The 22,500-nt window shown below is 69.4% G+C and carries 23 protein-coding genes, 1 tRNA gene and 1 riboswitch; of the genes, 16 read left to right on the forward strand and 8 right to left on the reverse strand.

All coding sequences use genetic code 11. The features are described 5' to 3' along the window. The first annotated feature begins 191 nt into the window (after window positions 1-191). On the forward strand, window positions 192-944 hold the full coding sequence (locus tag OG538_RS23210) for an MBL fold metallo-hydrolase (RefSeq protein WP_406096545.1): 753 nt from the start codon (window positions 192-194) through the stop codon (window positions 942-944). 78 nt (window positions 945-1,022) lie between these two features. On the opposite strand, the gene OG538_RS23215 is transcribed toward OG538_RS23210, so the two are convergent. Further along, complete coding sequence (locus OG538_RS23215; RefSeq protein ID WP_406096547.1) at window positions 1,023-2,270, reverse strand: PTS transporter subunit EIIC; 1,248 nt, start codon at window positions 2,268-2,270, stop codon at window positions 1,023-1,025. A gap of 264 nt (window positions 2,271-2,534) precedes the next feature. Next, window positions 2,535-3,845 (reverse strand): PTS transporter subunit EIIC, encoded by a 1,311-nt coding sequence (locus tag OG538_RS23220; protein WP_406096549.1) that lies wholly within the window; start codon window positions 3,843-3,845, stop codon window positions 2,535-2,537. A 222-nt stretch (window positions 3,846-4,067) separates the two neighbouring features. Here OG538_RS23220 and OG538_RS23225 point away from each other — a divergent pair, with 222 nt between their 5' ends. The 4 genes from OG538_RS23225 to rdgB all read left to right on the forward strand — a co-directional run bounded on the left by OG538_RS23225 (window position 4,068) and on the right by rdgB (window position 6,323). Beyond that, the gene (locus OG538_RS23225) at window positions 4,068-4,301 is read left to right on the forward strand and encodes a glucose PTS transporter subunit EIIB (RefSeq protein ID WP_093708643.1); all 234 of its coding nucleotides are present in this window, start codon (window positions 4,068-4,070) and stop codon (window positions 4,299-4,301) included. Window positions 4,302-4,432: 131 nt separating this feature from the next. Next, window positions 4,433-5,170, forward strand: a complete 738-nt coding sequence (rph, locus tag OG538_RS23230) for a ribonuclease PH (RefSeq protein ID WP_406096551.1) — start codon at window positions 4,433-4,435, stop codon at window positions 5,168-5,170. A 122-nt stretch (window positions 5,171-5,292) separates the two neighbouring features. Further along, on the forward strand, window positions 5,293-5,688 hold the full coding sequence (locus OG538_RS23235) for a hypothetical protein (RefSeq protein WP_406096553.1): 396 nt from the start codon (window positions 5,293-5,295) through the stop codon (window positions 5,686-5,688). A gap of 32 nt (window positions 5,689-5,720) precedes the next feature. Continuing rightward, window positions 5,721-6,323: an RdgB/HAM1 family non-canonical purine NTP pyrophosphatase gene (gene rdgB, locus OG538_RS23240; RefSeq protein WP_406096555.1), complete on the forward strand. Its 603-nt coding sequence runs from the start codon at window positions 5,721-5,723 to the stop codon at window positions 6,321-6,323. 52 nt (window positions 6,324-6,375) lie between these two features. Here the strand turns inward: rdgB and OG538_RS23245 are convergent. The 3 genes from OG538_RS23245 to bcp all read right to left on the reverse strand — a co-directional run bounded on the left by OG538_RS23245 (window position 6,376) and on the right by bcp (window position 8,845). Continuing rightward, window positions 6,376-6,450 (reverse strand) — tRNA-Leu (locus OG538_RS23245). Between the two features lie 279 nt (window positions 6,451-6,729). Then, complete coding sequence (proP, locus tag OG538_RS23250; RefSeq protein WP_406096557.1) at window positions 6,730-8,226, reverse strand: glycine betaine/L-proline transporter ProP; 1,497 nt, start codon at window positions 8,224-8,226, stop codon at window positions 6,730-6,732. 151 nt (window positions 8,227-8,377) lie between these two features. Continuing rightward, on the reverse strand, window positions 8,378-8,845 hold the full coding sequence (gene bcp, locus OG538_RS23255; RefSeq protein ID WP_406096559.1) for a thioredoxin-dependent thiol peroxidase: 468 nt from the start codon (window positions 8,843-8,845) through the stop codon (window positions 8,378-8,380). Between the two features lie 127 nt (window positions 8,846-8,972). Here bcp and OG538_RS23260 point away from each other — a divergent pair, with 127 nt between their 5' ends. From OG538_RS23260 to OG538_RS23270, 3 genes are all read left to right on the forward strand, one after another. Beyond that, window positions 8,973-9,293 carry a DUF3618 domain-containing protein gene (locus tag OG538_RS23260; RefSeq protein WP_406096561.1) on the forward strand — a complete coding sequence of 107 codons (321 nt, stop codon included), beginning with the start codon at window positions 8,973-8,975 and terminating at the stop codon, window positions 9,291-9,293. A gap of 46 nt (window positions 9,294-9,339) precedes the next feature. Next, a complete protein-coding gene (locus tag OG538_RS23265; protein WP_136325477.1) occupies window positions 9,340-9,678 on the forward strand; it encodes a co-chaperone GroES in 339 nt (112 codons plus the stop codon). Window positions 9,679-9,735: 57 nt separating this feature from the next. Continuing rightward, a riboswitch (guanidine-III (ykkC-III) riboswitch) is annotated at window positions 9,736-9,800 on the forward strand. A 38-nt stretch (window positions 9,801-9,838) separates the two neighbouring features. Beyond that, window positions 9,839-10,159 (forward strand): multidrug efflux SMR transporter, encoded by a 321-nt coding sequence (locus tag OG538_RS23270; protein WP_018555875.1) that lies wholly within the window; start codon window positions 9,839-9,841, stop codon window positions 10,157-10,159. On the opposite strand, the gene OG538_RS23275 is transcribed toward OG538_RS23270, so the two are convergent. After that, complete coding sequence (locus OG538_RS23275; protein ID WP_406096563.1) at window positions 10,153-12,555, reverse strand: transglycosylase domain-containing protein; 2,403 nt, start codon at window positions 12,553-12,555, stop codon at window positions 10,153-10,155. The two genes, OG538_RS23270 and OG538_RS23275, sit on opposite strands and share 7 nt — an antisense overlap. A 169-nt stretch (window positions 12,556-12,724) precedes the next feature. Between OG538_RS23275 and OG538_RS23280 the strand changes: the two genes are divergently transcribed. From OG538_RS23280 to OG538_RS23295, 4 genes are all read left to right on the forward strand, one after another. Beyond that, the gene (locus OG538_RS23280) at window positions 12,725-13,525 is read left to right on the forward strand and encodes an ABC transporter permease (protein ID WP_406100266.1); all 801 of its coding nucleotides are present in this window, start codon (window positions 12,725-12,727) and stop codon (window positions 13,523-13,525) included. A gap of 4 nt (window positions 13,526-13,529) precedes the next feature. Next, window positions 13,530-14,396, forward strand: a complete 867-nt coding sequence (locus tag OG538_RS23285) for an ABC transporter permease (protein WP_406100267.1) — start codon at window positions 13,530-13,532, stop codon at window positions 14,394-14,396. 29 nt (window positions 14,397-14,425) lie between these two features. After that, window positions 14,426-15,400: an ATP-binding cassette domain-containing protein gene (locus tag OG538_RS23290; protein WP_406096565.1), complete on the forward strand. Its 975-nt coding sequence runs from the start codon at window positions 14,426-14,428 to the stop codon at window positions 15,398-15,400. 61 nt (window positions 15,401-15,461) lie between these two features. Then, complete coding sequence (locus OG538_RS23295) at window positions 15,462-16,145, forward strand: DUF1707 domain-containing protein (RefSeq protein ID WP_406100268.1); 684 nt, start codon at window positions 15,462-15,464, stop codon at window positions 16,143-16,145. 32 nt (window positions 16,146-16,177) lie between these two features. On the opposite strand, the gene OG538_RS23300 is transcribed toward OG538_RS23295, so the two are convergent. Beyond that, complete coding sequence (locus OG538_RS23300; protein ID WP_406096567.1) at window positions 16,178-17,422, reverse strand: SGNH/GDSL hydrolase family protein; 1,245 nt, start codon at window positions 17,420-17,422, stop codon at window positions 16,178-16,180. Between the two features lie 146 nt (window positions 17,423-17,568). Here OG538_RS23300 and OG538_RS23305 point away from each other — a divergent pair, with 146 nt between their 5' ends. After that, window positions 17,569-18,972: a DUF445 domain-containing protein gene (locus OG538_RS23305; RefSeq protein WP_406096569.1), complete on the forward strand. Its 1,404-nt coding sequence runs from the start codon at window positions 17,569-17,571 to the stop codon at window positions 18,970-18,972. A gap of 315 nt (window positions 18,973-19,287) precedes the next feature. Here OG538_RS23305 and OG538_RS23310 read toward each other — a convergent pair whose 3' ends face one another. Next, on the reverse strand, window positions 19,288-19,590 hold the full coding sequence (locus tag OG538_RS23310) for a hypothetical protein (RefSeq protein WP_406096570.1): 303 nt from the start codon (window positions 19,588-19,590) through the stop codon (window positions 19,288-19,290). 190 nt (window positions 19,591-19,780) lie between these two features. Here OG538_RS23310 and OG538_RS23315 point away from each other — a divergent pair, with 190 nt between their 5' ends. From OG538_RS23315 to OG538_RS23325, 3 genes are read left to right on the forward strand one after another with little or no spacing between them, the layout of a single operon-like run. After that, on the forward strand, window positions 19,781-21,292 hold the full coding sequence (locus OG538_RS23315) for an MFS transporter (protein ID WP_406096572.1): 1,512 nt from the start codon (window positions 19,781-19,783) through the stop codon (window positions 21,290-21,292). Next, window positions 21,289-21,879 carry a TetR family transcriptional regulator gene (locus tag OG538_RS23320; RefSeq protein WP_406096574.1) on the forward strand — a complete coding sequence of 197 codons (591 nt, stop codon included), beginning with the start codon at window positions 21,289-21,291 and terminating at the stop codon, window positions 21,877-21,879. The genes OG538_RS23315 and OG538_RS23320 overlap by 4 nt, the downstream gene beginning before the upstream one ends. Before the next feature lie 56 nt (window positions 21,880-21,935). Then, complete coding sequence (locus OG538_RS23325) at window positions 21,936-22,493, forward strand: hypothetical protein (protein ID WP_406096576.1); 558 nt, start codon at window positions 21,936-21,938, stop codon at window positions 22,491-22,493. Window positions 22,494-22,500 lie beyond the last annotated feature (7 nt).

Genomic DNA, 22,500 nt, shown 5'->3' on the forward strand with positions numbered 1-22,500 from the left:
GGGAACAGGCCCGTCGCAGGCGCCCCCGCCACAAGCCCCCCAGGGGCGCCGCGCTTCCATCGAACCGGTGACAGCACAGGTGAGTTCCCCCACAACGACCCGCCTCGAAGGAGCGACCACCTCTTTCGCGCCTTACGCTCAACGAACCGCACGAACCCTCCCCGTTCCCACGTCTCGGAGGTTCACGCTCCATGAAGCTCACCGTCGTCGGCTGCTCCGGCTCGTTCCCGTCCGCGGGATCGGCATGCTCGAGCTACCTCGTAGAGGCCGACGGCTTCAGGCTGCTCCTCGACATGGGCAACGGCGCCCTCGGCGAGCTGCAGCGCCACGTCGGTCTCTACGACCTCGACGCCATCTTCCTCAGCCACCTCCATGCCGATCACTGCATCGACATGTGCGCGTACTTCGTCGTCCGGTACTACCCGCACGACGGCGGACGCCCGGCCCGCATCCCGGTCTACGGCCCCGACGGCACGGAGCAGCGGCTCACCACCGCACACGCCGACACCCCGTCCGACCACGCGATGAGCGAGGTCTTCGACTTCCACACCCTGAAGCCCGGCTCGTTCGACATCGGCCCCTTCTCGGTGCGTACGGAGAAGCTCTGCCACCCCGTCGACACGTTCGGCATCCGCATCGAGCACGGCGGCAGCTCGCTCACGTACTCCGGCGACACCGGCACCTGCGAGGCCCTGGACGAGCTCGCGGAGGGCGCCGACCTCTTCCTCTGCGAGGCGTCGTTCATCCACGGCAAGGAGGACATCCCGGACCTCCACCTCAACGGCCGCGAGGCGGGCGAACTCGCCGCCCGGGCGCAGGTGGGCCGCCTGGTCCTCACCCACATCCCGCCGTGGACCGACGCCGACCGCAACCTGTCGGACGCCCGCGAGGTCTTCGGCGGTCCGACGGAGCTGGCGGTGCCGGGCGCGGTGTACGAGATCTGAGGCACGGCGTACGACGAAGCCCTCACCTTCCGTCGTGAAGGTGAGGGCTTCGGTGCTGTCGGGCTCGCTGACCGGGGCCTACTTGGTCAGGTCCTCGATCTCCTCCTCGGGCTCACGGCCCGGGGTGGTGAGGTTGAACTTGGTGATGGCGAAGCGGAAGACCACGTAGTACAGCGCGGCGAAGACGAGACCGATCGGAATGATCAGCCAGGGCTTCGTATCGAGCTTCCAGTACAGGGCGTAGTCGATGAGACCGGCTGAGAAGTTGAAGCCCGCGTGGACGCCGAGGGCCCAGGTGACTGCGAGGGACAGGGCCGTGAGGACCGCGTGGATCACGTACAGCAGTGGCGCGATGAACATGAACGAGAACTCGATGGGCTCCGTCACGCCGGTGACGAACGAGGTCAGCGCCAGGGAGACCATCATGCCCATCACGGCCTTGCGGCGCTCGGGGCGGGCGGCGTGGGCCATGGCGATGGCGGCGGCCGGCAGGCCGAACATCATGATGGGGAAGAAGCCCGACATGAACATACCGGCGGACGGGTCACCGGCGAGGAAGCGGCCGTAGTCGCCGTGCGAGACGGCGCCTGCTGCGTCGGTGAAGTCACCGAGCTGGAACCATGCGACGGTGTTGACGAACTGGTGCATCCCGATCGGGATCAGCCCGCGGTTGATCAGACCGAACAGAGCCGCACCGCCCGAGCCGAGGCCGGTCATCCACTCACCGAAGTTGCCGATGCCCTCGCCGATGGGCTCCCAGACCAGACCGAAGAACACGCCGACAATCACACCGACGAAGGCCATGATGATCGGCACAAGGCGGCGGCCGTTGAAGAAGCCGAGCCAGTCGACCAGCTTCTTGCGGTGGTACCGCTGCCACAGCACCGCGGACAGCAGGCCCATGATGATGCCGCCGAGCACGCCCGGGTTGTTGTACGTGGCCGCAGTGTCCGCGCCCTTCTGGACCACCGCTTCGGTGACGGGGAAGGCCTCAAGGACCTTGCTGTACACCAGGAAGCCGACAAGGGCAGCGAGTGCGGTGGAGCCGTCGGCCTTCTTGGCGAAGCCGATGGCCACGCCTATGCAGAACAGCATCGGCAGGTTGCCGGTGATCGCGCCGCCTGCGTTGCCGAACACGGCGGCGACCTTGTCCCAGCCGAGACCGTCGGCGCCGAACACGTCCGGCTGCCCCAGCCGCACCATGAGGCCCGCGGCCGGCAGCACGGCGATCGGCAGCTGGAGGCTGCGCCCCACCTTCTGCAGTCCCTGGAACACGCCGGAGCCCCGCTTCTTCGCGGGGGCCGCCGTGGCGGTGGCCGTACTCATCAACTTCCTCCAGTAGGCAAGGCGCCGCCAGGGACAGGGTGTTCTGGGTGGGCGACGACTCAAGAAACGCGACGCGCAGGCGTCGCGTGGTCTGGACCACTGAGTGGTGTAGACCAGTTGTAGCACGGTGAGGGTTAGATAAGGAACCTGTGATTTCCGACTACTTCGCAGTAGCCACCACCCACGCTCAGTGACATGCCGAAGGCCCCCGGACCCGAGGGTCCGAGGGCCTTGGCAGCCCGGGGCTCACACCCCGTGGAGCAGCTACTTCGTGAGGTCCTTCTCGATCTCCGCCTCCAGCTCGTCGGGCTCCCGGCCCGGGGTCTGGAGGTCGAACTTGGTGATCGCGAAACGGAAGATCGCGTAGTACACGACCGCGAACGCCAGCCCGATCGGGATGATCAGCCAGGGTTTCGTCGCCAGACTCCAGTTGATGACGTAGTCGATCAGACCGGCCGAGAAGCTGAATCCGTCCTTGGTCCCGAGCCCCCACGTCACCGCCATCGACACGCCGGTCAGCACCGCGTGGATGGCGTACAGCAGAGGCGCGACGAAGAGGAACGAGTACTCGATCGGCTCCGTGATTCCCGTCACGAACGACGTCAGGCCGACCGAGATCATCAGGCCGCCGACCGCCTTGCGGCGGTGCGGCTTGGCACAGTGGTAGATCGCCAGCGCCGCCGCCGGCAGCGCGAACATCATGATCGGGAAGAAGCCCGTCGTGAACTGACCGGCCGTCGGGTCGCCCGCCAGGAACCGGTTGATGTCACCGTGCACCATCGTCCCGTCCGGCTTGGTGTAGTCACCGAACTGGAACCAGACGAAGGTGTTCAGGAACTGGTGGAGACCGAAGACCAGCAGGGCACGGTTGGCCACACCGAAGATGCCGGACCCCAGCCAGTCCAGGCCCACCAGCCACTCGGAGAAGCTGGTCAGGGCGTCACCGACCGGCTGCCACAGCCAGGCGCACAGCGCCGCGAAGAGCAGGCCGACGAAGGCCATGATGATCGGGACGAGGCGCCGGCCGTTGAAGAAGCCGAGCCAGTCCACCAGCTTGACCCGGTGGTACCGCTGCCAGAACCACGCCGACATCAGGCCCATCACGATGCCGCCGAACACTCCGGGGTTCTGGTACTCGGCCGCCGTCACCTCGGCGCCCTTCGTCACACACGTACCGAACCAGGTGCCGCCCGACACGAACGTCGAACCGGACGCGCAGTCCACCGGGAACGCGTGCAGCACCGCGTAGTAGACGAGGAACCCCGTCACCGCCGCCAGTGCCGTCGAGCCGTCCGCCTTCTTGGCCATGCCGATCGCGACACCCACACAGAACAGCAGCGGCAGACCGAGACCCGAGTCGAGCAGCGCACCACCGGCCGCCGCGAACACCTTGGCGATGTTGTTCCAGCCGAGACCCTCGTCGCCGAACACATCCGGCTGGCCCAGCCGGTTCAGGATGCCTGCCGCCGGCAGGACGGCGATCGGGAGCTGAAGGCTGCGCCCCATCTTCTGGAGGCCCTGGAAGAGGCCGTTCCACCACTTCTTCTGTGGGATCGCTGCGCTGCTTGAGCTCATCGGCGTCCTCCCGGAACAGGCCACGTTTGGCGGGTGTTGCAAACTGGTGTAGACCAGTTGCGGTACGGTGCGGAGCCCGCCCGGAAGACAGGGCGCCGGTGATCGTCATCATTGGTGATGGTCCGGTCACTCGCTCGCGAAGTTGGGCCAACCGTGCGTTACCGTGACGAAACGGACCCAGGGTGGGCCGTCGCACGTACGTGAAGAACCAGGGAGAAGGCCATGGCCAGCAAGGCTGAGAAGATCGTCGCCGGGCTCGGCGGAATCGAGAACATCGAAGAGGTCGAAGGCTGCATCACCCGCCTCCGCACCGAGGTCATCGACCCGGGCAAGGTCGACGAAGCCGCGCTCAAGGCCGCCGGAGCCCACGGCGTCGTCAAGATGGGCACCGCGATCCAGGTCGTCATCGGCACCGACGCCGACCCCATCGCCGCCGACATCGAAGACATGATGTGACCCGCCGCTGAACGCCACGGGCTCCGGCCCGACACCCCGCAGGCCCCGCCCACCGGGCGGGGCCTGCGGCGTACGCGGCACCCGCCCCGCACCGCAACGGCCCACACCCCGCACCCGATAAAGTCGACGCCATGTCTCGTATCGACGGCCGCACCCCCGACCAGCTCCGCCCCGTCACCATCGAACGCGGATGGAGCAAGCACGCCGAAGGATCCGTACTCGTCTCCTTCGGCGACACCAAAGTCTTCTGCACCGCCTCCGTCACCGAAGGCGTCCCCCGCTGGCGCAAGGGCAGCGGCGAAGGCTGGGTCACCGCCGAGTACTCCATGCTGCCCCGCTCCACCAACACCCGCGGCGACCGCGAATCCGTTCGCGGCAAGATCGGCGGCCGCACCCACGAGATCAGCCGCCTCGTCGGCCGCTCCCTGCGTGCCGTCATCGACTACAAGGCCCTGGGCGAGAACACCATCGTCCTCGACTGCGACGTCCTCCAGGCCGACGGCGGCACCCGCACCGCCGCCATCACCGGCGCCTACGTCGCCCTCGCCGACGCCATCACCTGGGCCCAGGGCAAGAAGATCATCAAGCACGGTCGCAAGCCGCTGACCGGCACCGTCTCCGCGATCAGCGTCGGCATCGTCGACGGCACCCCCCTCCTCGACCTCTGCTACGAGGAGGACGTCCGCGCCGAGACCGACATGAACGTCGTCTGCACCGGCGACGGCCGCTTCGTCGAGATCCAGGGCACCGCCGAGGCCGAGCCCTTCGACCGCAAGGAACTGAACGCCCTCCTCGACCTCGCCACCGCAGGCTGCGCCGACCTCACCCAGCTCCAGAAGAGCGCCCTCGCCCGCACCCTCGGCGAGTAGCGACAACGGCCGGTCAGGTAAAGAAGCAACCAAGTCCCCACGCACAGCGTCGATACGAATACGGGCGCACGGGTCGAACCGTGCGCCCGTCCGCGTATCCGCACCCGGGGAGGGACCCACCCATGGCCACGCGCCACCGACACCACCGCCGCACCGCACTGGCCATCGCCGCCGCGCTGCTCACCGTCACCGCCGCAGCCGGCTGCGGCGCACTGGACAAGACCCTGGACTGCGTACGCACCGCCGACGCCATCGCCACCAGCGTCGACAACCTCCAACAGGCCGTCGCCAACGCCTCCAACGACCCCACCCAGGCTTCCGAATCGCTCGACCAGATCGAGAAGGAGCTCGGCAACCTCGGCGGCAAGACCGACGACGCCGACCTCAGCAAGGCCGTCGACGACCTCCAGGCAGGCGTCGCCAACGTCCGCGACTCCATCGACAAGGGCGACGCCACTCCCGACATCACCCCCGTCACCGACGCGGCAACGGAGATCGGCAAGGTCTGCACCCCGTAAGCCGCGGCCACCCGGGCGGCGATAATCGACCCATGACCCGCCTCATCCTCGCCACCCGCAACGCCGGGAAGATCACCGAACTCCACGCGATCCTCGCCGACGCAGGCCTCACCCACGAGCTCGTCGGCGCGGATGCGTACCCGGAGATCCCCGACGTCAAGGAAACCGGCGTCACCTTCGCCGAGAACGCCCTCCTCAAGGCCCACGCCCTGGCCCAGGCCACCGGCCACCCCGCCATCGCCGACGACTCCGGCCTCTGCGTCGACGTACTCGGCGGCGCCCCCGGCATCTTCTCGGCCCGCTGGTCCGGCACCCACGGCAACGACCGGGCCAACCTGGACCTGCTCCTGGCCCAGCTCTCCGACATCGATGCCCCGCACCGTGCCGCCCACTTCGCCTGCGCGGCCGCGCTCGCCCTCCCCGACGGCACGGAACGTGTGGTCGAGGGCCGCCTGCTCGGCACCCTGCGCCACATCCCCGCCGGTGCGCACGGCTTCGGCTACGACCCGATCCTCCAGCCGGAGGGCGAGACCCGCACCTGTGCGGAGCTGACCCCGGCGGAGAAGAACGCGATCAGTCACCGGGGGAAGGCGTTCCGGGCGTTGGTGCCCGTGGTGCGGGAGCTCGTGAGCTGACACCCAGAAGGCCGCCACCTTCGAAACGAAGGTGGCGGCCTCTTTTCGCCTGTGGGCCCGGTGGGATTCGAACCCACGACACACCGGACCTAAACCGGCGCCCTCTAGCCAGCTGGGGTACGGACCCGCGCGGCCTACTCTACTGTGCGACGTTGCGGCGCTTCGAGAAGGTTCCGGTCCGACTGTGGCAGGACGCGCACAGGCATCGCAGGTCCTGCCGGCGGTTGTTGAGCCGGTTGCCATCGATGTGGTCGACGTCGAGGACGAGACGGCTTCCCCGCCACGTCTCGTCGGTGCCGCACCTCGCGCACTCGCGAGGAACCCCGACATCGTCGAGCGTGTCGATCCGCAGGCGGCCCGCACCGCTTTCGTCGAAGCGGTACGGGCCGTGAGGGTGGGGCGAGGATCAGAACTTCGGGTCCGGGGTCTGGGCCGCGACCAGTTCCTCCGCCTCCGCGTCCGTCTCCACCGACGGGGGCGAGCCGGCCAGCGGCTTGTTGGCGGTCTCCTTCATGCAGGCCACCGCGATCACGCCCACCAGTGCCGCCGCCATCGCGTAGTACGCCGGCATCAGGTTGGACCCGGACCAGCTGATCAGCGCGGTGATGACCAGCGGGGTGGTACCGCCGAAGATCGACGCCGACAGGTTGTACCCCACCGACAGGGACCCGTAGCGGACGTTCGTCGGGAACAGGGCCGGGAGCGCCGCGGACATCGTCCCGAGCATGCAGACCAGGGAGAGGCCCAGCATCAGCATGCCGATCGTGATCGCGGGGATGCTGCCCTGGCGGATCAGGAGGAAGGCGGGGAGGGAGAGGATCAGGAAGCCGAGCATGCCCGTCATGAGGAGGGGCTTGCGGCCGAAACGGTCGGAGAGTTTGCCGACCTGGCTGATGATCAGCATCAGGAACACCATGACGGCGAGCAGGATCAGCAGGCCGTGGGTCTCGCTGTAGCCGAGTTCGTCGGAGAGGTACGTCGGCATGTACGACAGGAGCATGTAGTCGGTGATGTTGTATGCGCCGACCAGGCAGATGCAGAGGATCAGCGTCGGCCAGTAGTCGCGGAAGATCCTGGCGAGGTCGCCCTTGGCGGTCGTCTCGACGCTGTCCGCCGCTTCGGTGGCGTGCGCGGTGCCGCCCTCCAGTTTCTGGAAGGCGGGGGTCTCGTCGAGGCGCAGTCGCAGGTAGAGGCCGACGAGGCCGAGGGGGCCGGCGACGAGGAAGGGGATGCGCCAGCCCCAGGCTTCCATCTGGGTGTCGTTGAGGAGGGCGTAGAGCGCGGTGACCAGCCCGGCCGCTCCGACGTATCCGGCCAGGGTGCCGAATTCGAGGAAGCTGCCGAAGAAGCCGCGTCGTTTGTCGGGGGCGTACTCGGCGATGAAGGTGGAGGCGCCGCCGTACTCGCCGCCGGTGGAGAAGCCCTGGAGCATCCGGAAGACGATGAGCAGGATGGGGGCGCCCACGCCGATGGTGTCGTGGGAGGGGATGACGCCGATCGCGAAGGTGCCGACCGCCATCAGGATCATGGTGAGGGCGAGGACCTTCTTGCGGCCGATCTTGTCGCCCATGGGGCCGAAGAACATGCCGCCCAGGGGGCGTACGAGGAAGGCGACGGCGAAGGTGGCGAAGGAGGAGAGGAGCTGGGTGGTGTCGTTCCCGGACGGGAAGAAGACATGGCCCAGGGTGGCGGCCAGGTAGGAGTAGATGCCGAAGTCGAACCACTCCATGGCGTTACCGAGTGATGCCGCCTTGACCGCGCGCTTGACCGCCTGGTCGTCCGTGACGGTGATGTCCGTCCTGCGCAGTTTGGGGTTCTGGCGCTTTCGGATGGCACGGAAGAGCGCGGGGTGGCGTTTGACCGCTTCAGGGTCGGCCGCCTGGTGGGGGTCGGAGGCCGCCATGGCCGGGTCCTTTCCTCGGTGGGTGTTCCAGGAAAGGCTTCTGCGCGGTCATGGCGGTTGCAAACCGATTCGCCCGAGGATTGGGATGTCCATCACATGTTTCGGCCGTTCGGCCCAATCCGCGGGGGGTTTCCGGCCGTTTTGGCCCGGGTCAGATACCGAGATCCTTGATGATCTTGGCGACGTGGCCGGTGGCGCGGACGTTGTAGAAGGCGTGCTCGACCTTGCCGTTCTCGTCGACGACGATGGTGGAGCGGATGACGCCCATCACCGTTTTGCCGTAGTTCTTCTTCTCGCCGAAGGCGCCGTAGGCCTCCAGGGTTTCCTTGGCGGGGTCGCCGACGAGGGTGACCTTGAGGTTTTCCTCCTCGCGGAACTTCGCGAGCTTCTCCGGCTTGTCGGGGGAGACGCCGATGACGTCGTAGCCGGCGGCGGTGAGGAGGTCGAGGTTGTCGGTGAAGTCGCAGGCTTGCTTGGTGCAGCCGGGGGTAAGGGCGCGGGGGTAGAAGTAGACGATGACCTTGCGGCCCTTGTGGTCCGCGAGCGAGACGTCGTTCCCGTCGGCGTCGGGGAGGGTGAAGGCGGGGGCGGTGTCGCCGGGCTTGAGTCGCTCGCTCATGGTTCTCCTCGTTGGTACGTGGGGTGTACGGGACCGAGAGTAATAGGGGTGCCGTCGGGTGCGGGAGCGGTCGAGCTGACAGACTGTCGATGAAGGTTTACCGGACGAGGACCACGGAGGCGGCGCAGTGTCGGATGCCAGGAGCCCTGCGCAGATCGAGGCGGACATCATCAGCAGGCGCGAGCAGCTCGCGGTGGTGCTCGATGAGATCGGGGTGCGGGTGCACCCGAAGACGATCATTGGTGATGCGAAGGCGAAGGTGGCCGGGACTGTGGACCGGACGGCCGGGCGGGCGTTCGTCGCGGTGAACCGGGCGGTGTCGGACGTGAAGGCGCAGTTCGTCTCGGAGGACGGCGCACCGCGGTTGGAGCGGGTGGTTCCGGTGGCGTTGCTGACGGTGGGTGTGATGGGTCTGTTCGTTGTGTCCGGGCGGCGCAGGAAGCGTTGACCCCCGAGGGCACGCGTTGGTGGCGCGGACAGGTAGGTTGCGGGGCGTGAGCGAGAACAGCGACGACAAGCTGCCCATCCGGATGTTGCACGACCGCGTGCTGGTGCGGTCCGATTCGCCGGAGGGCGAGCGGCGTTCCGGCGGAGGCATTCTGATTCCGGCGACGGCTGCGGTCGGGCGTCGGTTGGGGTGGGCCGTAGTGGTCGCCGTGGGGCAGAACGTGCGGACGGTGGAGCCGGGGGACCGGGTGCTGTACGACCCCGAGGACCGTGCCGAGGTCGAGGTGCGGGGCGTGGCGTACGTGCTGATGCGGGAGCGGGATCTGCATGCGGTGGCTGCGGACCGGTTCGAGGGCTCGGTGGATTCGACCGGGTTGTATCTGTAGCGCTCGCGGACTGTGGGACGAGGCCTGGTGACTGTGGTCACCAGGCCTTTTGCCTGTTCCTTGCTACGGTGGTGTGACCCCGACGAGACGCGCCGTACCGGGTTTCGCAAAGACGACGCACCGTGATGTTCGCGTGTTCGTTCTCGTCGGAGGTGCTGTCGTGGCGTGGGTCTTGTTGGTGGTCGCGGGTCTGCTGGAAGTGGCCTGGTCGATCGGGATGAAGTACACCGAGGGGTTCACCCGCTTGTGGCCGAGTGTGTTCACGGGGCTGGGGATCGTGGCGAGCATGCTGTTGCTGTCGCATGCGGCGAGGACCCTGCCGATCGGTACGGCGTACGGGGTGTGGGTCGGAATCGGTGCGGCGGGTGCGGCGGTGCTGGGCATGGTCGTGCTGCATGAGCCGGTGACGGCGGCCCGGATCTTCTTCGTGTGTCTGTTGCTGGTGGCCGTGGTGGGGCTGAAGGCGACGTCGGGTCACTGACGGCCGGGGGCGGCGGGGGCGCGGGTGCCGCGGGCGCCTTCGAGGAGGCCTCCGGTGCCCCCTTCCTCCCGGCCGCCGTTGCCGCCTCCGTCGTTGCCCTGACCGCCTGTGCCGCCCCCGTTGCCGCCGCCCCCGTTGTCCGTGCCGCCGTCCGTGATGCCGCCGATGGGGTTGTCGGAGGTGCCGGGGGTGGTCTGCGGGGTGGAGGGGGCGGTGGGCGGGATGCTGGTGGGGGTGTTCGGGGTCGTGCTGGAGGGGGTCCGGGAGGGTGTGCCGGTGGTGCCGGGTGCGGTGTTCTCCGCGCTGGGCAGTTCGGTCGCGCCGGTGCCGCTCTCCAGGTCGAGGTGGAAGTTCTCGACGGGGGTGCCCCGCAGGGCGGTTCGGGTGTACTGGGCCCAGGTCTGGGCGGGGGCGCCGCCGCCGTTGATGCGGGGGAGGCCGAGTGCTCCGTAGAGCGGTTTCTGGGCGCCGGTGTCGGGGTTCTGGCCCATGACGGCGATGACGGTGGCGAGGTCGGGGGTATAGCCGGCGAACCAGGCTGCTTTGTCCTCCTCGGCGGTGCCGGTCTTTCCGGCGGAGGGGCGGCCGGAGCCCTGGGCTGCCGTGCCGGTGCCGCCGTCGACGACGCTCCGGAGGATCGAGGTGGTGGTGTCGGCGGCTTCCCGGGTGACGGCCTGTTCGGTGGTGCGGTCGGGGAGTTTGATGGCCTCGCCGTCCTTGGTGACGTGGTCGACGAGGACGTGGGCGCCGTGTTCGCCGTGGTTGGCGAGGGTGGCGTAGGCCTCGGTCATGTCGAGGACGCTGGCGGTGGAGGGGCCGAGGGCGATGGAGGGGGAGGCGGTGAGGTCGGGGGTGTCCTTGGGGATGCCGAGGTCGATGGCGGTGGTGCGTACCTTTTCCGGGCCGACGTCCTCGGCCATCTGGGCGTAGACGGCGTTGACGGACTTGTCGGTGGCGGTGCGGACGGTGATGGGGCCGTAGCTGACGTCGTCCTCGTTGGCGGGGGCGTATCCGGTGGGTCCGCCGGGCCCCTGGACCATGCGTTTGTTGGTGCCGTCGTAGATGGTGCTGGGGGTGATGCGGCGGCCGTCCTGGGTGGTGGAGCGGTTGGCGACGGCGGAGGTGAAGACGAACGGCTTGAAGGTGGAGCCGACCTGATAGTCGCGGCGGGTCGCGTTGTTGACGTACTGCTGGGTGTAGTCGATGCCGCCGTACATGGCGAGGACGCGGCCGGTGGCGGGGTCGATGGAGGCACCGCCGACGCGGACGTTGCGGTCGGCCTTGTTCTGTTTGCTGGTCTTGGACATGACGTTGTCGTCGACTGCCTTGACCAGGGCGTCCTGCTTCTTCTTCTCCAGCGTGGTGGTGATGCGGTAGCCGCGGGTGGCGAGGGTCTTCTCGTCGAGGATGTCGTTCTGCACGAGGTAGTCCTCGACGGCCTGGACGATATAGCCGCGTTGTCCGGAGAGGCTGTTGGCGGGCTTGACCGCGCCGGGCATGGGGAAGGCGAGGATGGCGCGTTCGCCGGGGCCGAGCCAGTCCTCCTTCACCATGCCGTCGAGTACGTAGTTCCAGCGGGCGAGGACGGCGGGTTTGTTCTCGGGGTGGGTGACGACGTCGTAGGCGCTGGGCGCGTTGAGCAGGGAGGCGAGGTAGGCGCCTTCGGCGGTGGTGATGTCGCCGACGTCCTTGCTGTAGTAGGCCTGGGCGGCGGCCTGGATGCCGTAGGCGTTGCGGCCGAAGTAGCTGGTGTTGAGGTAGCCCTCGAAGATCTGGTCCTTGGACTGTTCGCGGTTGAGCTTGATCGCGATGAAGAATTCCTTGATCTTGCGGACGACGGTCTGTTCCTGGCCCAGGTAGTAGTTCTTGACGTACTGCTGGGTGATGGTGGAGCCGCCCTGCTTGCCCTTGCCGGTGAGGGTGTTCCAGCCGGCCCGGACCATCGCCTTGATGTCGACGGCGCGTTCGGAGTAGAAGTCGCGGTCCTCGGCGGCGAGGACCGCGTGCTGGACGGTGCGGGGGACCTGGGCGAGTTTGACGTTCTCGCGGTTCACCTCGCCGTCGCGGGCGATGACGCTGCCGTCCTTGTAGAGGTAGACGTTGGACTGGGCGGTGGCGCTGGCGTTGGCGGGCGGGATGTCGACGAGTTGGTAGCCGGCGATGAAGCCGCCGATCAGAACCAGTGCGACGAGGAGGATGCCGCCGAGGACCACGCGCCAGGTGGGGATCGCGCGTCGCCAGCCGGTCCGTTTGGGGCGCCTGGGCTTCTTCTGCTTTCCGGCGGCCTTGGCAGGGGTGCCCTGTTCCGCGGGGGCGGCAGCGTCGGCAGTCAGGTCCCTGGGGGCCCAGCCCCGGTCGTCCGGGTCCCCGTTCTGCTGCTGTGGCTCGTCGCTCATGTCGGTGCAGACTCCTCGGCCGCGGTCAGTTCCCCCATACTGCACTTTTCTGCGGAATATCTACCGGATCGACCTCCGTAAAGCGGTCGCGGCGGCTGCCCCGGCTGGGCTAGGCTCCTGCGCTTTGGTGTCCGCACGCGGTGGGGCACCCCGATCGTGGGGGGTTGTGGTGCGGCTCTATGCGGTGGTGGCGGCGGGCGGGTTCCGTCGCTATGCCACGTACCGGATCGAGACGGTCGCGGGGATCTTCACCAACACGGTCTTCGGTTTCATCCTGGCGTACACGTATGCGGCCCTGTGGGACGAGCGTCCGCAGCTCGGTGGATACGACATGGCGCAGGCGCTCACGTACGTGTGGCTGGGGCAGGCGCTGCTGATGACGTGCGTGATGATGGGCGGCGGCTTCGAGGACGAGCTGATCGAGCGGATCCGGACGGGTGATATCGCGGTCGATCTCTACCGGCCGGTCGATCTGCAACTGTGGTGGCTGGCAGGGGACTTGGGCCGGGCGGCCTTTCATCTGATGGGGCGGGGCATTGTGCCGATGGTCTTCGGCTCGCTCGCTTTCGATCTGGCGATGCCCGCGTCGCCGGGGACCTGGTTGGCGTTCCTGGTCGCGGTGACGCTGGGTGTCGTGGTGAGTTTCGCGATCCGCTACCTGGTCGCGCTGTCGGCGTTCTGGCTGCTGGACGGGGCGGGGGCGGCGCAGATGGCGTTCCTGGCGGGGATGTTCTTCTCGGGGATGCTGCTGCCGCTGAACCTGTTCCCGGGGCTGCTGGGCGAGGTGGCGCGGGCGCTGCCGTGGTCGGCGCTGCTCCAGGTGCCGGCCGATGTGTTCCTGGGCAGGCACACGGGCTGGGATCTGGTGGGCGTGTACGTGTTCCAGGCGGGCTGGGCGCTGGTGCTGCTGCTCGCGGGGCGGCTGCTGCAGTCGGTGGCGACGCGGAGGGTGGTGGTCCAGGGTGGCTGAGGCGCTGGACGAGACGGTGGTGGTGGGGGAGACGCTGCCCGCGGAGGTGTTCGTTCCCCGGTCGCGCCTGGTCGAGGGGGTGCGGGCGTACGGGCTGATCGTGGCGATGTGGCTGCGTTCGACGATGGCCTACCGGGCGTCGTTCGTGATGACGACGTTCGGGAACTTCGCGGCGACGGCGTTCGACTTCGTGGCGATCCTGCTGATGTTCTCCCACATCGACGTGCTGGGCGGTTTCACGCTGCCGGAGATCGCCTTTCTGTACGGGGCGGCGGGTACGTCGTTCGGTCTGGCGGACCTGTTGATGGGGTCGATGGACCGGCTGGGGCGCCGGGTGCGGGACGGCACGCTGGACACGCTGCTGGTGCGGCCCGTCCCGGTGCTCGCGCAGGTGGCGGCCGACCGGTTCGCGCTGCGCAGGCTGGGGCGGGTGTCGCAGGGCTTGCTGGTGTTCGGCTATGCGCTGGTGGCGCTGGACATCGACTGGACGGTGGCGAAGGTGGTGCTGGTGCCGCTGATGGTGCTGAGCGGTGCGGCGATCTTCGCTGCGGTGTTCGTGGCGGGGGCGGCGTTCCAGTTCGTCGCGCAGGACGCCTCGCAGGTACAGAACTCCTTCACGTACGGGGGTGCCACGCTGCTCCAGTACCCGCCGTCGGTCTTCGCGACGGATCTGGTGCGCGGGGTGACGTTCGTGGTTCCGCTGGCCTTCGTGAACTGGTTGCCGGCGCTGTACGTGCTGGGCCGGGACTATCCGCTGGGCCTGCCGGACTGGGTGGCGTTCCTGCCGCCGTTGGTGGCGGGCGCGTGCTGGGCGGTCGCGGGCGTGGCGTGGCGGGCGGGGCTGCGGGCGTACCGGAGTACGGGAAGTTGACGGGGTTCGGGCGAGAAGGGGAAGAGAGCATGGACACGGACTTCATCGAGCTCGACGGTGTCGAGAAGGTCTTCGACGTCCGCCGCAGGACGGGCCTCCTGCGCAGCGAACGGCGGGAGGTGCGGGCCGTCGACGGGATCAGTTTCCGGGTGGCGCGCGGCGAGATGGTCGGCTACATCGGCCCGAACGGGGCGGGGAAGTCGACGACGATCAAGATGCTGACCGGCATCCTCACCCCGAGTGCCGGTTCGCTGCGGGTGGCGGGCATCGATCCCTCCCGTGAGCGTACGAGGCTGGCACAGCGGATCGGTGTGGTCTTCGGGCAGCGCACCACGCTGTGGTGGGACCTGCCGCTGCGCGACTCGTACCGGCTGGTCCATCGGATGTACCGGATTCCCGATGGCCGCTTTCGCGCCAACATGGACCGTTGTATCGAACTCCTCGATCTCGCGTCGCTGTTGGACGTGCCGGTGCGTCAGTTGTCTCTGGGGCAGCGGATGCGCGGTGACATCGCCGCGGCGCTGCTGCATGATCCGGAGGTGCTGTACCTGGACGAGCCGACGATCGGTCTCGATGTGGTGTCGAAGGCCAAGGTCCGGGGCTTCCTGCGGGACTTGAATGCGGAGCGCGGTACCACGGTGCTGCTCACCACCCACGATCTGACCGACATCGAGCAGTTGTGCAAGCGGGTGATGGTGATCGACCACGGCCGTCTGATGTACGACGGCGCGCTTGCCGGCCTGCACGAGGTGGGCGAGAGCGAGCGGACGCTCGTGGTGGATCTGGAGCGTGAACTCCCGCCGATCCGACTGGAGTCGGAGCCGTTGGTGCGCACGGTGAAGGTGGAGGGGGTGCGTCAGTGGCTGGCGTTCCCGGCGTCGGCTTCGGCGGCGCCGTTGGTGGCGAGGATCGCCGCGGAGTACCCGTTGATGGACCTTTCGGTGCGGGAACCGGACATCGAGGCCGTGATCGCGAAGATGTACGCGTCGGCCACCGGCCTGTAGAGCGGTGACGTGAACGTACGTGGTCAATAGGCTGCTCGGTATGACAAGTGAACTTCCGGATATGCGTGCCTCCGACACCGAGCGTGAACGAATTGCCGAGACTCTGCGTGAGGCGGTGGCCGAGGGCCGGTTGGAGATGGAGGAGTTCGAGCAGCGCCTCGACGCCGCCTACAAGGCCCGTACACACGGTGAGTTGAAACCACTCGTCCGTGACCTGCCCGCGCTCGGGGCGGCGCCGGCGCCCGTGGCCGGGGGCCGGCCCCGGACGGGCTCGGCGGCGCGCTGGTCGGACCGGATCGGCAAGCCCGCGACGTCGGGTGGCGGCTTCGCGTTGTGGGGCGGGTTCCGGCGACAGGGGAACTGGACCGTCGGACGGGCGTTCACCGCGTTCGCGATGTGGGGCGGCGGCAACATCGATCTGCGCGAGGCGAATTTCGAGGCCCGTGAGGTGGTCATCCGCTGCTTCACGATCATGGGCGGCATCCATGTGACGGTGCCACCGGACCTGAACGTCGACGTCCGTGGGATCGGCATCATGGGCGGATTCGGTGAGCACACCAAGGACGAGGCGGTTCCCGCACCGGACGCGCCCCGGGTACGGATCACCGGCGTCGCGCTGATGGGCGGCGTCGGTGTGGAGCGCAAGCGGAGCAGGGCGGAGAAGCAACGACTGCGGGACGCGGACAAGCAGCGTCTGCGGGACGCGGAGCGCCCGCGGCTGGAGAAGGGCGACGGCGCCCGGTAGGGCGCCTTCGCCACGCCCCGCCGTCGCTCAGCTCACAGCACGTCCGACGTCGGCCGGGTGCGCAGCAGGTCGGCCACGTCGGCCAGGGAGCCCAGACGTTGGTAGCCGGCGTCCGTCAGGTGGACGTGGTCGCCGGAGTCGTAGCGGGGCTGCAACCGGTCCGGGTGTGACGGGTCGAGGACCGCACGGTCGAAGTCGAGGACCTGGTCGAAGATCCGGCCGGCCCGGATCGTCTCGTTGACCTGTGCGCGTACGGCGTTCTGGGCGGGGGTCCAGGCGCGGTAGCCCTCGTACGGCATCACGGTCGTGCCGATGACCCGCAGCCCGCGGGCGTGCGCGCGCATGGTCAGGTCGTGCAGGGCGTCCGTGATCCGTGCGGGGTCGGTCTCCCGGGGGATCGCCTGGATGTCGTTGACGCCGAGGGCGATGACCACGGTCTTCACGCCGGTGACACCCAGGACATCGCGTTCGAAGCGGTCGAGGGCGCGTGGTCCGATGCCGTCGAGCAGGAGGCGGTTGCCGCCGATGCCCTGGTTGACCACCGCGTACCGGCCGTGCAGCCGGTCGGCGAGGACGTCGGGCCAGCGGCTGTTCGTGTCGGTGGTGGAGCCGCTGCCGGCGGTGAGGGAGTCGCCGAGCGCCACGAGGGTGCCGACGGCGGTCCTGCCCCGCACGTCGACGGCGGTGAGGTAGCGCCAGTCCGTGGTGCGCCGGATGCCCCGCGCGTCCTCGACGGAGGACGTCTGGTGGCTGTTGGGGTGGATGGTGACGGGGCCGCGGGCGTGGGGAGTGCGCAGGGCGACGACGAGATCGGTGTCGGCGGCGACCGGCACCCCGACGGGGTCGCTGACGATCTGCCGGCCGGCGGCGACGGTCACGGCGGGCGCGCCGCGGAACGTCACCGGGAAACCGTTCACGGTGACCTGGTCGAGGAGCAGCGGATGCGTACCGAAGAGGTTGGAAAGCGTGACGCGGGCGGCGTCACCGCCGACGCTGGTGTGCACGACGTTACGGATGGTGCGCGGACTCGGGCCGGCGCCCGGGCCCGGTTCGAGTGCCCCCACGACGGGGGCGGCGGCCCAGGTGGCGAGCCAGAGGCCGGTGGAATGGGCCCGTGCGGCGGGGTTTCGGGCCACGCCCTGGGGGCCGGGGGAGGAGGGCGTGGTGGCCCGGGGTCCGGAGAACAGCAGTGAGCTCGCGAACGCCACGGTGGCGGCGAGCACGGCGGTTCCCGTCACTAGGGCAATGAGCAGGGCGGACCCCTGACGCCTGGGCATGGACGGTGTGTCTCCTCGTTCGTTGGTGGACCGGACCCATGATGCGGCAGGGCGCGGGGAACTCGACGTGCGGCCCGGGAGTAGGTCAGGTAGGCACAATGCGTACGGGACGCCGGGGGCGACGGTCACGCGGACGGGTGGAGCGGATGGAACGGATCGAAGGCACGGCCGAGGACGCGGCGGCCGGCGGGGCGGCGGGCACCGGCCCGGGCGCGGGCGGCTCCGGGGGCGGCCCGGGGCGAGGGCAGGGGCGGGGGACGGGCGTCCGCCCGTCGGCACCCCTCGCCTCGTTCGCGTACACGGCCGCGGACGCGGAGAAGCGGCGTGGCGTACGCCGTATGAAGACCACGGCCACGGGCCTCCTTCTGCTGGTCGCGCTGGTGTACGTCCTCGCCACCTGGGCGAAGAACGAAGGGGTGGGCGGCTGGCCGGGCTTCGTCGCGGCGGCCGCCGAGGCGGGCATGGTGGGTGCGCTGGCCGACTGGTTCGCCGTCACGGCCCTCTTCAAGCGTCCGCTCGGTCTGCCGATTCCGCACACCGCCATCATTCCCACGAAGAAGGACCAGCTCGGGGCCTCACTCGGTTCCTTCGTCGGCGAGAACTTTCTGTCGGGCGGGGTGGTTCGTGACCGAATTCACTCGCTCGCCATCGGCGGCCGGCTGGGGGCCTGGCTCGCGGAGCCGGAGCACGCGGACCGGGTCACGGCCGAGCTGTCGACCGCGCTGCGGGGTGCACTCACCGTGCTGCGTGATGCGGATGTGCAGGCAGTGGTCGGTGAGGCCATCACCCGGCGGGCCAACGCGGCGGAGGTCGGCCCCGGTCTCGGCAAGATGCTGGAGAAGGTCGTCGCGGACGGTGGCCACCGCAAGGTGGTGGACCTGGTCTGTGTGCGGGCTCACGACTGGCTGGTGCAGCACGGCGATTCGGTGATGGACGCGGTGCAGGGCGGCGCGCCGGGCTGGACGCCGCGGTTCGTCGACAAGCGGGTGGGCGAGCGGGTCTACAAGGAACTGTTGCGCTTCGTCACCGAGATGCGTGACATGCCGGGGCATCCGGCACGCGGCTCGATCGACACCTTCCTGACCGACTTCGCGGCGGATCTCCAGACGGATTCGGAGACCAGGGCCCGGGTCGAGCGGCTGAAGTCGGAGATCCTGGGACGCGGCGAGGTCCAGGACGTCATCGCCTCGGCCTGGTCGTCCGTGCGCACGATGGTGATCGCGGCGGCGGAGGACGAGCGGAGCGAGTTGCGGCTGCGGGCCCGCGCCTCTCTGATGGCGCTGGGCGCGAGGCTGGCGACGGACGGGCGGCTCCAGGCGAAGCTGGAGGGCTGGGTGGAAGACGCGGCGGTGTACGTCGTGACGACGTACCGAGAGGAGATCACGTCGCTGATCAGTGACACGGTGGCCGGCTGGGACGCCGACCAGACGTCGAAGAAGATCGAGGCGCACATCGGCCGTGACCTGCAGTTCATCCGGATCAACGGCACGGTGGTGGGCGCGCTGGCGGGCCTGGCGATCTATTCGGTGTCGCGGGCGTTCGGAGGCTGAGGGCTGGGCCGCGATGCCTGGCGGATCAGCGCGCGGCCACGGATGCGCTGCATCGCAAGGCGGAGGGACGCCCGCCCACGGGATGGATCAGGGCGTTCCGGCAACGCGGCGAGGTGCCGTGGCCGCCGTCGTGCGCCCGCCGTGGACCGCGGGTCAGCCCTGGGAGCCGCCCCGGGGGCCGGGTGCGTATCCGCCCTGTCGATTCGTTCGGATACGCACCCGGGTTACGCGGGGGAGTGCCCATGAATACGCGCCCCGCGCCGCCCGCGTTCACCCCGCGCCGAGAGAGTTTCCGGGCGGGCGGGAAGCTTCCGCTCAGGCCGCGCGACGCGTGACGACCCACGACGCCGCGGCCACGGCGCCCGCCACGGTGAACACCGCGGGCCAGGCACCGACCTTCTTCGCGAGCGGGTGCGATCCCGCGAAGGCGGCCACATAGGCGGTGGTCAGGGCGGCTGCGGCGCGCGGCCCGGCCTGCCGGTTCCACTCGTACGCGGCGGCGCCTCCCGCTGCGGCGAGCGCGACCCCGCCGAGCGGCCGCTTCCTGGTCCATCGTGCGACGGCGTAGCCGCCGACCAGTCCGCCTGCCGCCACCGCCGCTGCCGGAACCTTCGCCATCGCAGCCACCTCAGCCTTCTCGTAGATCGTCACCGGACACGCGGCAAGTCCGCCCGTACCGGCTTTCGGCTCCGAGGCTAACGCGGCGATCCGCCTTCCCGTGGCCGAGGGGGTGCACAAACGTTTACCCTGGGGGTGAACAGACGTGCACCCCCTTGTTTTCCGCCAGCCGAGCCCCGTACGGAGACACATGCCCGCGGACGTACCGGCCCCAGCCGCCCCCGCGACCCCCGAAGTCCGGCCCCCGCACCCCCGCTTCGCCGTCGGCGTGCTCGCCTTCTGCGGGGTCGTCGTCGCGGTCATGCAGACCATCGTCGTGCCGCTGCTCCCGCACATCCCCGAGCTGACCGGCGCAACCCCCGCCGCCGCGAGCTGGCTGGTCACCGTCACGCTCCTCACCGGCGCGGTCTTCACCCCCGTCCTCGGCCGGGTGGGCGACATGTACGGCAAGCGCCGGGTGCTGGTGGGCTCGCTCACGGTGCTGGTCGTGGGCTCGGTCCTGTGCGCGGTCAGTTCCCACATCGGGGTACTGATCACCGGCCGCGCCCTGCAAGGGGCCGCGATCGCCGTCGTACCGCTGGGCATCAGCATCCTGCGTGACGAACTGCCGCCCGAGCGGGTCCTGTCCGCCGTTGCCCTGATGAGCTCGACGCTCGGGATCGGCGCCGCCATCGGTCTTCCGGTCGCCGCGCTCGTCGTGGAGAACTTCGACTGGCACACGATGTTCTGGGTCTCCGGGGTGATCGGCCTCATCGACATCGCGCTGGTGCTGCGCTGTGTACCGGAATCCCCCTTGCGTACCCGCGGCCGCTTCGACGCGCTCGGCGCACTGGGCCTGTCCGCCGCCCTGGTGTGCCTGCTGCTCGCGGTCACCCAGGGCGCCGACTGGGGCTGGGGCTCGGCGCGGACCGTCGGTCTGCTCGCGACGGCCGTGGTCGTGGCACTGCTCTGGGGCGCGTACGAGCTCCGCGTGCAGACGCCCATGGTCGACCTGAGGGTCTCGGCGCGGCCGGCCGTCCTGCTCACCAACATCGCGGCGCTGCTGATCGGCTTCGCGTTCTACGCGAACTCGCTGGTCACCGCGCAGATGGTGCAGGAGCCGCGGGCCACGGGGTACGGACTCGGCGCCTCGCTCGTCGTCAGCGGACTGTGCCTGCTGCCCGGCGGGGTCGCGATGGTGGCGCTGTCACCCGTCTCGGCGCGGATATCGGCCAAGCACGGCCCGAAGGTCAGCCTCGCGCTGGCGGCCGGGGTCATGGCGGTCGGCTACGGGCTGCGGTACTTCACCAGTCACAGCCTGTGGCTGATCATCGCGGGCGCCACGGTCGTCGCCTCGGGTACGGCCATCGCCTACTCCGCCCTTCCCGCGCTCGTGATGCGCGGCGTCCCGGTGAGCGAGACCGGCGCGGCCAACGGGCTGAACACCCTCATGCGGTCGATCGGGCAGGCCTTCTGCAGTGCGACGGTCGCCGCAGTCCTGGCCAACATCACCTTCCAGGCGGGCGGCAGGACCGCGCCCACCCTCCACGCGTACCAGCTGGTCTTCGTCATCGCGGCGGGCACGGCCCTCGCGGCGCTGGCCGTCACGCTGTTCCTGCCGGGCGGCAGGCAGGCCGGGGCGGGTACGGTCGAGGAGAGCCGCAAGGCGCCGGACACCCGTAAGGAGGGTGTGCGGACGGCAGAACTCCAGGAGGGCGCATGACCGGCGGCCAGGCCATCGCGGCGGCCCCCGTCGCCCCCGTCGTTCCCGCGGAGGCGGGCAGCGGCCGGGACGCGATCCTGCGCGCCGCACGAAGGGCGTTCACCCAGCGCCCGTACGCCGAGGTGACGATCCGCAAGATCGCCGCGGACGCCGGAGTGAGCCCGTCCCTCGTGGTCAAGCACTTCGGCCGCAAGGAAGAACTCTTCAACACCGTGGCCGACTTCGGCCCGGCGGCCGCGGAACTCTTCGACGCCCCGCTGGACGTCCTGGGCCGCCACATGGTCATCACGCTGGTGACGCACCGCCGCGCACTCAAGTCGGACCCGCTCCTGCGCGTCGTGTTCTCCCTCGGCAACCAGGACGAACGCTCCCTGCTCCGCGACCGCTTCCACGAACAGGTCACCGACGCCCTGACCGCCCGCCTCCCCGGCCCCGACCGCGCCCTGCGCGCCGAACTCCTGGCCGGCCTCCTCCTGGGCCTGGGCGCGACCCTCAGCCTCCACCGCGAGGGCGCGGGGGCGTCCGCGACGCCGGAGCGCATCGCGGACCTGTACGCGCCGGCGCTCCAGAAACTGATCACGGGCTGATCCACGGCTGACCCGTCGCGGGTATGGTCTCGGCCAACCGACGAGGGGGGCCTCACATGTCCGTCCACTTCCGCTTCCGCACAGCCACCGCCGCACTGGCGTTGACGTCCGCCGCTCTGGTGGCGGCCCTGGCCGGCTGCACCGAGGCCAGTACGACGCAGGGCCCCGGGGGCGACGTCCCCTACGTGGCACCGTCGGTGGACGCGTCGGCGGCGGCCGTAGGGGTGGAGAAGGCCGAGGCGTCGGCGGCGGCCGCGGCGGCTGCCGACGCCAACGCGGAGCGGGCGGCGAAACTGAACGGACCGGAGGACGTACGCGACGCCTTCGCCGGCCTCCAGGCCACACTCGACGACAGCTGCACCCCCGGCGCCGGGGACTGCGCCTACGTCCTGGGACGGGTGAACGAGGAACTGGACGGCCTGGACCAGGCGATGAAGGCGGACAGTGCTCGCCCGGACCACTTCAAGGAACCCTTGGGATGGCTGAACACCCTGCGCAAGAAGCTGGCCGGCGACAGCTCGACGGCCAACCTGGAGAAGCACTCTGACGACCTGATCGGCACGCGCGACCGCATCAACACCTGGATGCAGGGGCACCCGGAGGACTACCGTTGAGGGACAG

This window comes from Streptomyces sp. NBC_01013 (genome assembly GCF_045162765.1).
GTDB lineage: Bacteria > Actinomycetota > Actinomycetes > Streptomycetales > Streptomycetaceae > Streptomyces.

What these genes read in the sequence shown, in the direction of transcription:
- OG538_RS23210 (WP_406096545.1), top strand. Translation starts at nt 192, where the DNA reads ATGAAGCTCACCGTCGTCGGCTGCTCCGGCTCGTTCCCGTCCGCGGGA.
- OG538_RS23215 (WP_406096547.1), bottom strand. Translation starts at nt 2,270, where the DNA reads ATGAGTACGGCCACCGCCACGGCGGCCCCCGCGAAGAAGCGGGGCTCC.
- OG538_RS23220 (WP_406096549.1), bottom strand. Translation starts at nt 3,845, where the DNA reads ATGAGCTCAAGCAGCGCAGCGATCCCACAGAAGAAGTGGTGGAACGGC.
- OG538_RS23225 (WP_093708643.1), top strand. Translation starts at nt 4,068, where the DNA reads ATGGCCAGCAAGGCTGAGAAGATCGTCGCCGGGCTCGGCGGAATCGAG.
- rph (WP_406096551.1), top strand. Translation starts at nt 4,433, where the DNA reads ATGTCTCGTATCGACGGCCGCACCCCCGACCAGCTCCGCCCCGTCACC.
- OG538_RS23235 (WP_406096553.1), top strand. Translation starts at nt 5,293, where the DNA reads ATGGCCACGCGCCACCGACACCACCGCCGCACCGCACTGGCCATCGCC.
- rdgB (WP_406096555.1), top strand. Translation starts at nt 5,721, where the DNA reads ATGACCCGCCTCATCCTCGCCACCCGCAACGCCGGGAAGATCACCGAA.
- proP (WP_406096557.1), bottom strand. Translation starts at nt 8,226, where the DNA reads ATGGCGGCCTCCGACCCCCACCAGGCGGCCGACCCTGAAGCGGTCAAA.
- bcp (WP_406096559.1), bottom strand. Translation starts at nt 8,845, where the DNA reads ATGAGCGAGCGACTCAAGCCCGGCGACACCGCCCCCGCCTTCACCCTC.
- OG538_RS23275 (WP_406096563.1), bottom strand. Translation starts at nt 12,555, where the DNA reads ATGAGCGACGAGCCACAGCAGCAGAACGGGGACCCGGACGACCGGGGC.
- OG538_RS23290 (WP_406096565.1), top strand. Translation starts at nt 14,426, where the DNA reads ATGGACACGGACTTCATCGAGCTCGACGGTGTCGAGAAGGTCTTCGAC.
- OG538_RS23295 (WP_406100268.1), top strand. Translation starts at nt 15,462, where the DNA reads ATGCGTGCCTCCGACACCGAGCGTGAACGAATTGCCGAGACTCTGCGT.
- OG538_RS23300 (WP_406096567.1), bottom strand. Translation starts at nt 17,422, where the DNA reads ATGCCCAGGCGTCAGGGGTCCGCCCTGCTCATTGCCCTAGTGACGGGA.
- OG538_RS23305 (WP_406096569.1), top strand. Translation starts at nt 17,569, where the DNA reads ATGGAACGGATCGAAGGCACGGCCGAGGACGCGGCGGCCGGCGGGGCG.
- OG538_RS23310 (WP_406096570.1), bottom strand. Translation starts at nt 19,590, where the DNA reads ATGGCGAAGGTTCCGGCAGCGGCGGTGGCGGCAGGCGGACTGGTCGGC.
- OG538_RS23315 (WP_406096572.1), top strand. Translation starts at nt 19,781, where the DNA reads ATGCCCGCGGACGTACCGGCCCCAGCCGCCCCCGCGACCCCCGAAGTC.
- OG538_RS23320 (WP_406096574.1), top strand. Translation starts at nt 21,289, where the DNA reads ATGACCGGCGGCCAGGCCATCGCGGCGGCCCCCGTCGCCCCCGTCGTT.
- OG538_RS23325 (WP_406096576.1), top strand. Translation starts at nt 21,936, where the DNA reads ATGTCCGTCCACTTCCGCTTCCGCACAGCCACCGCCGCACTGGCGTTG.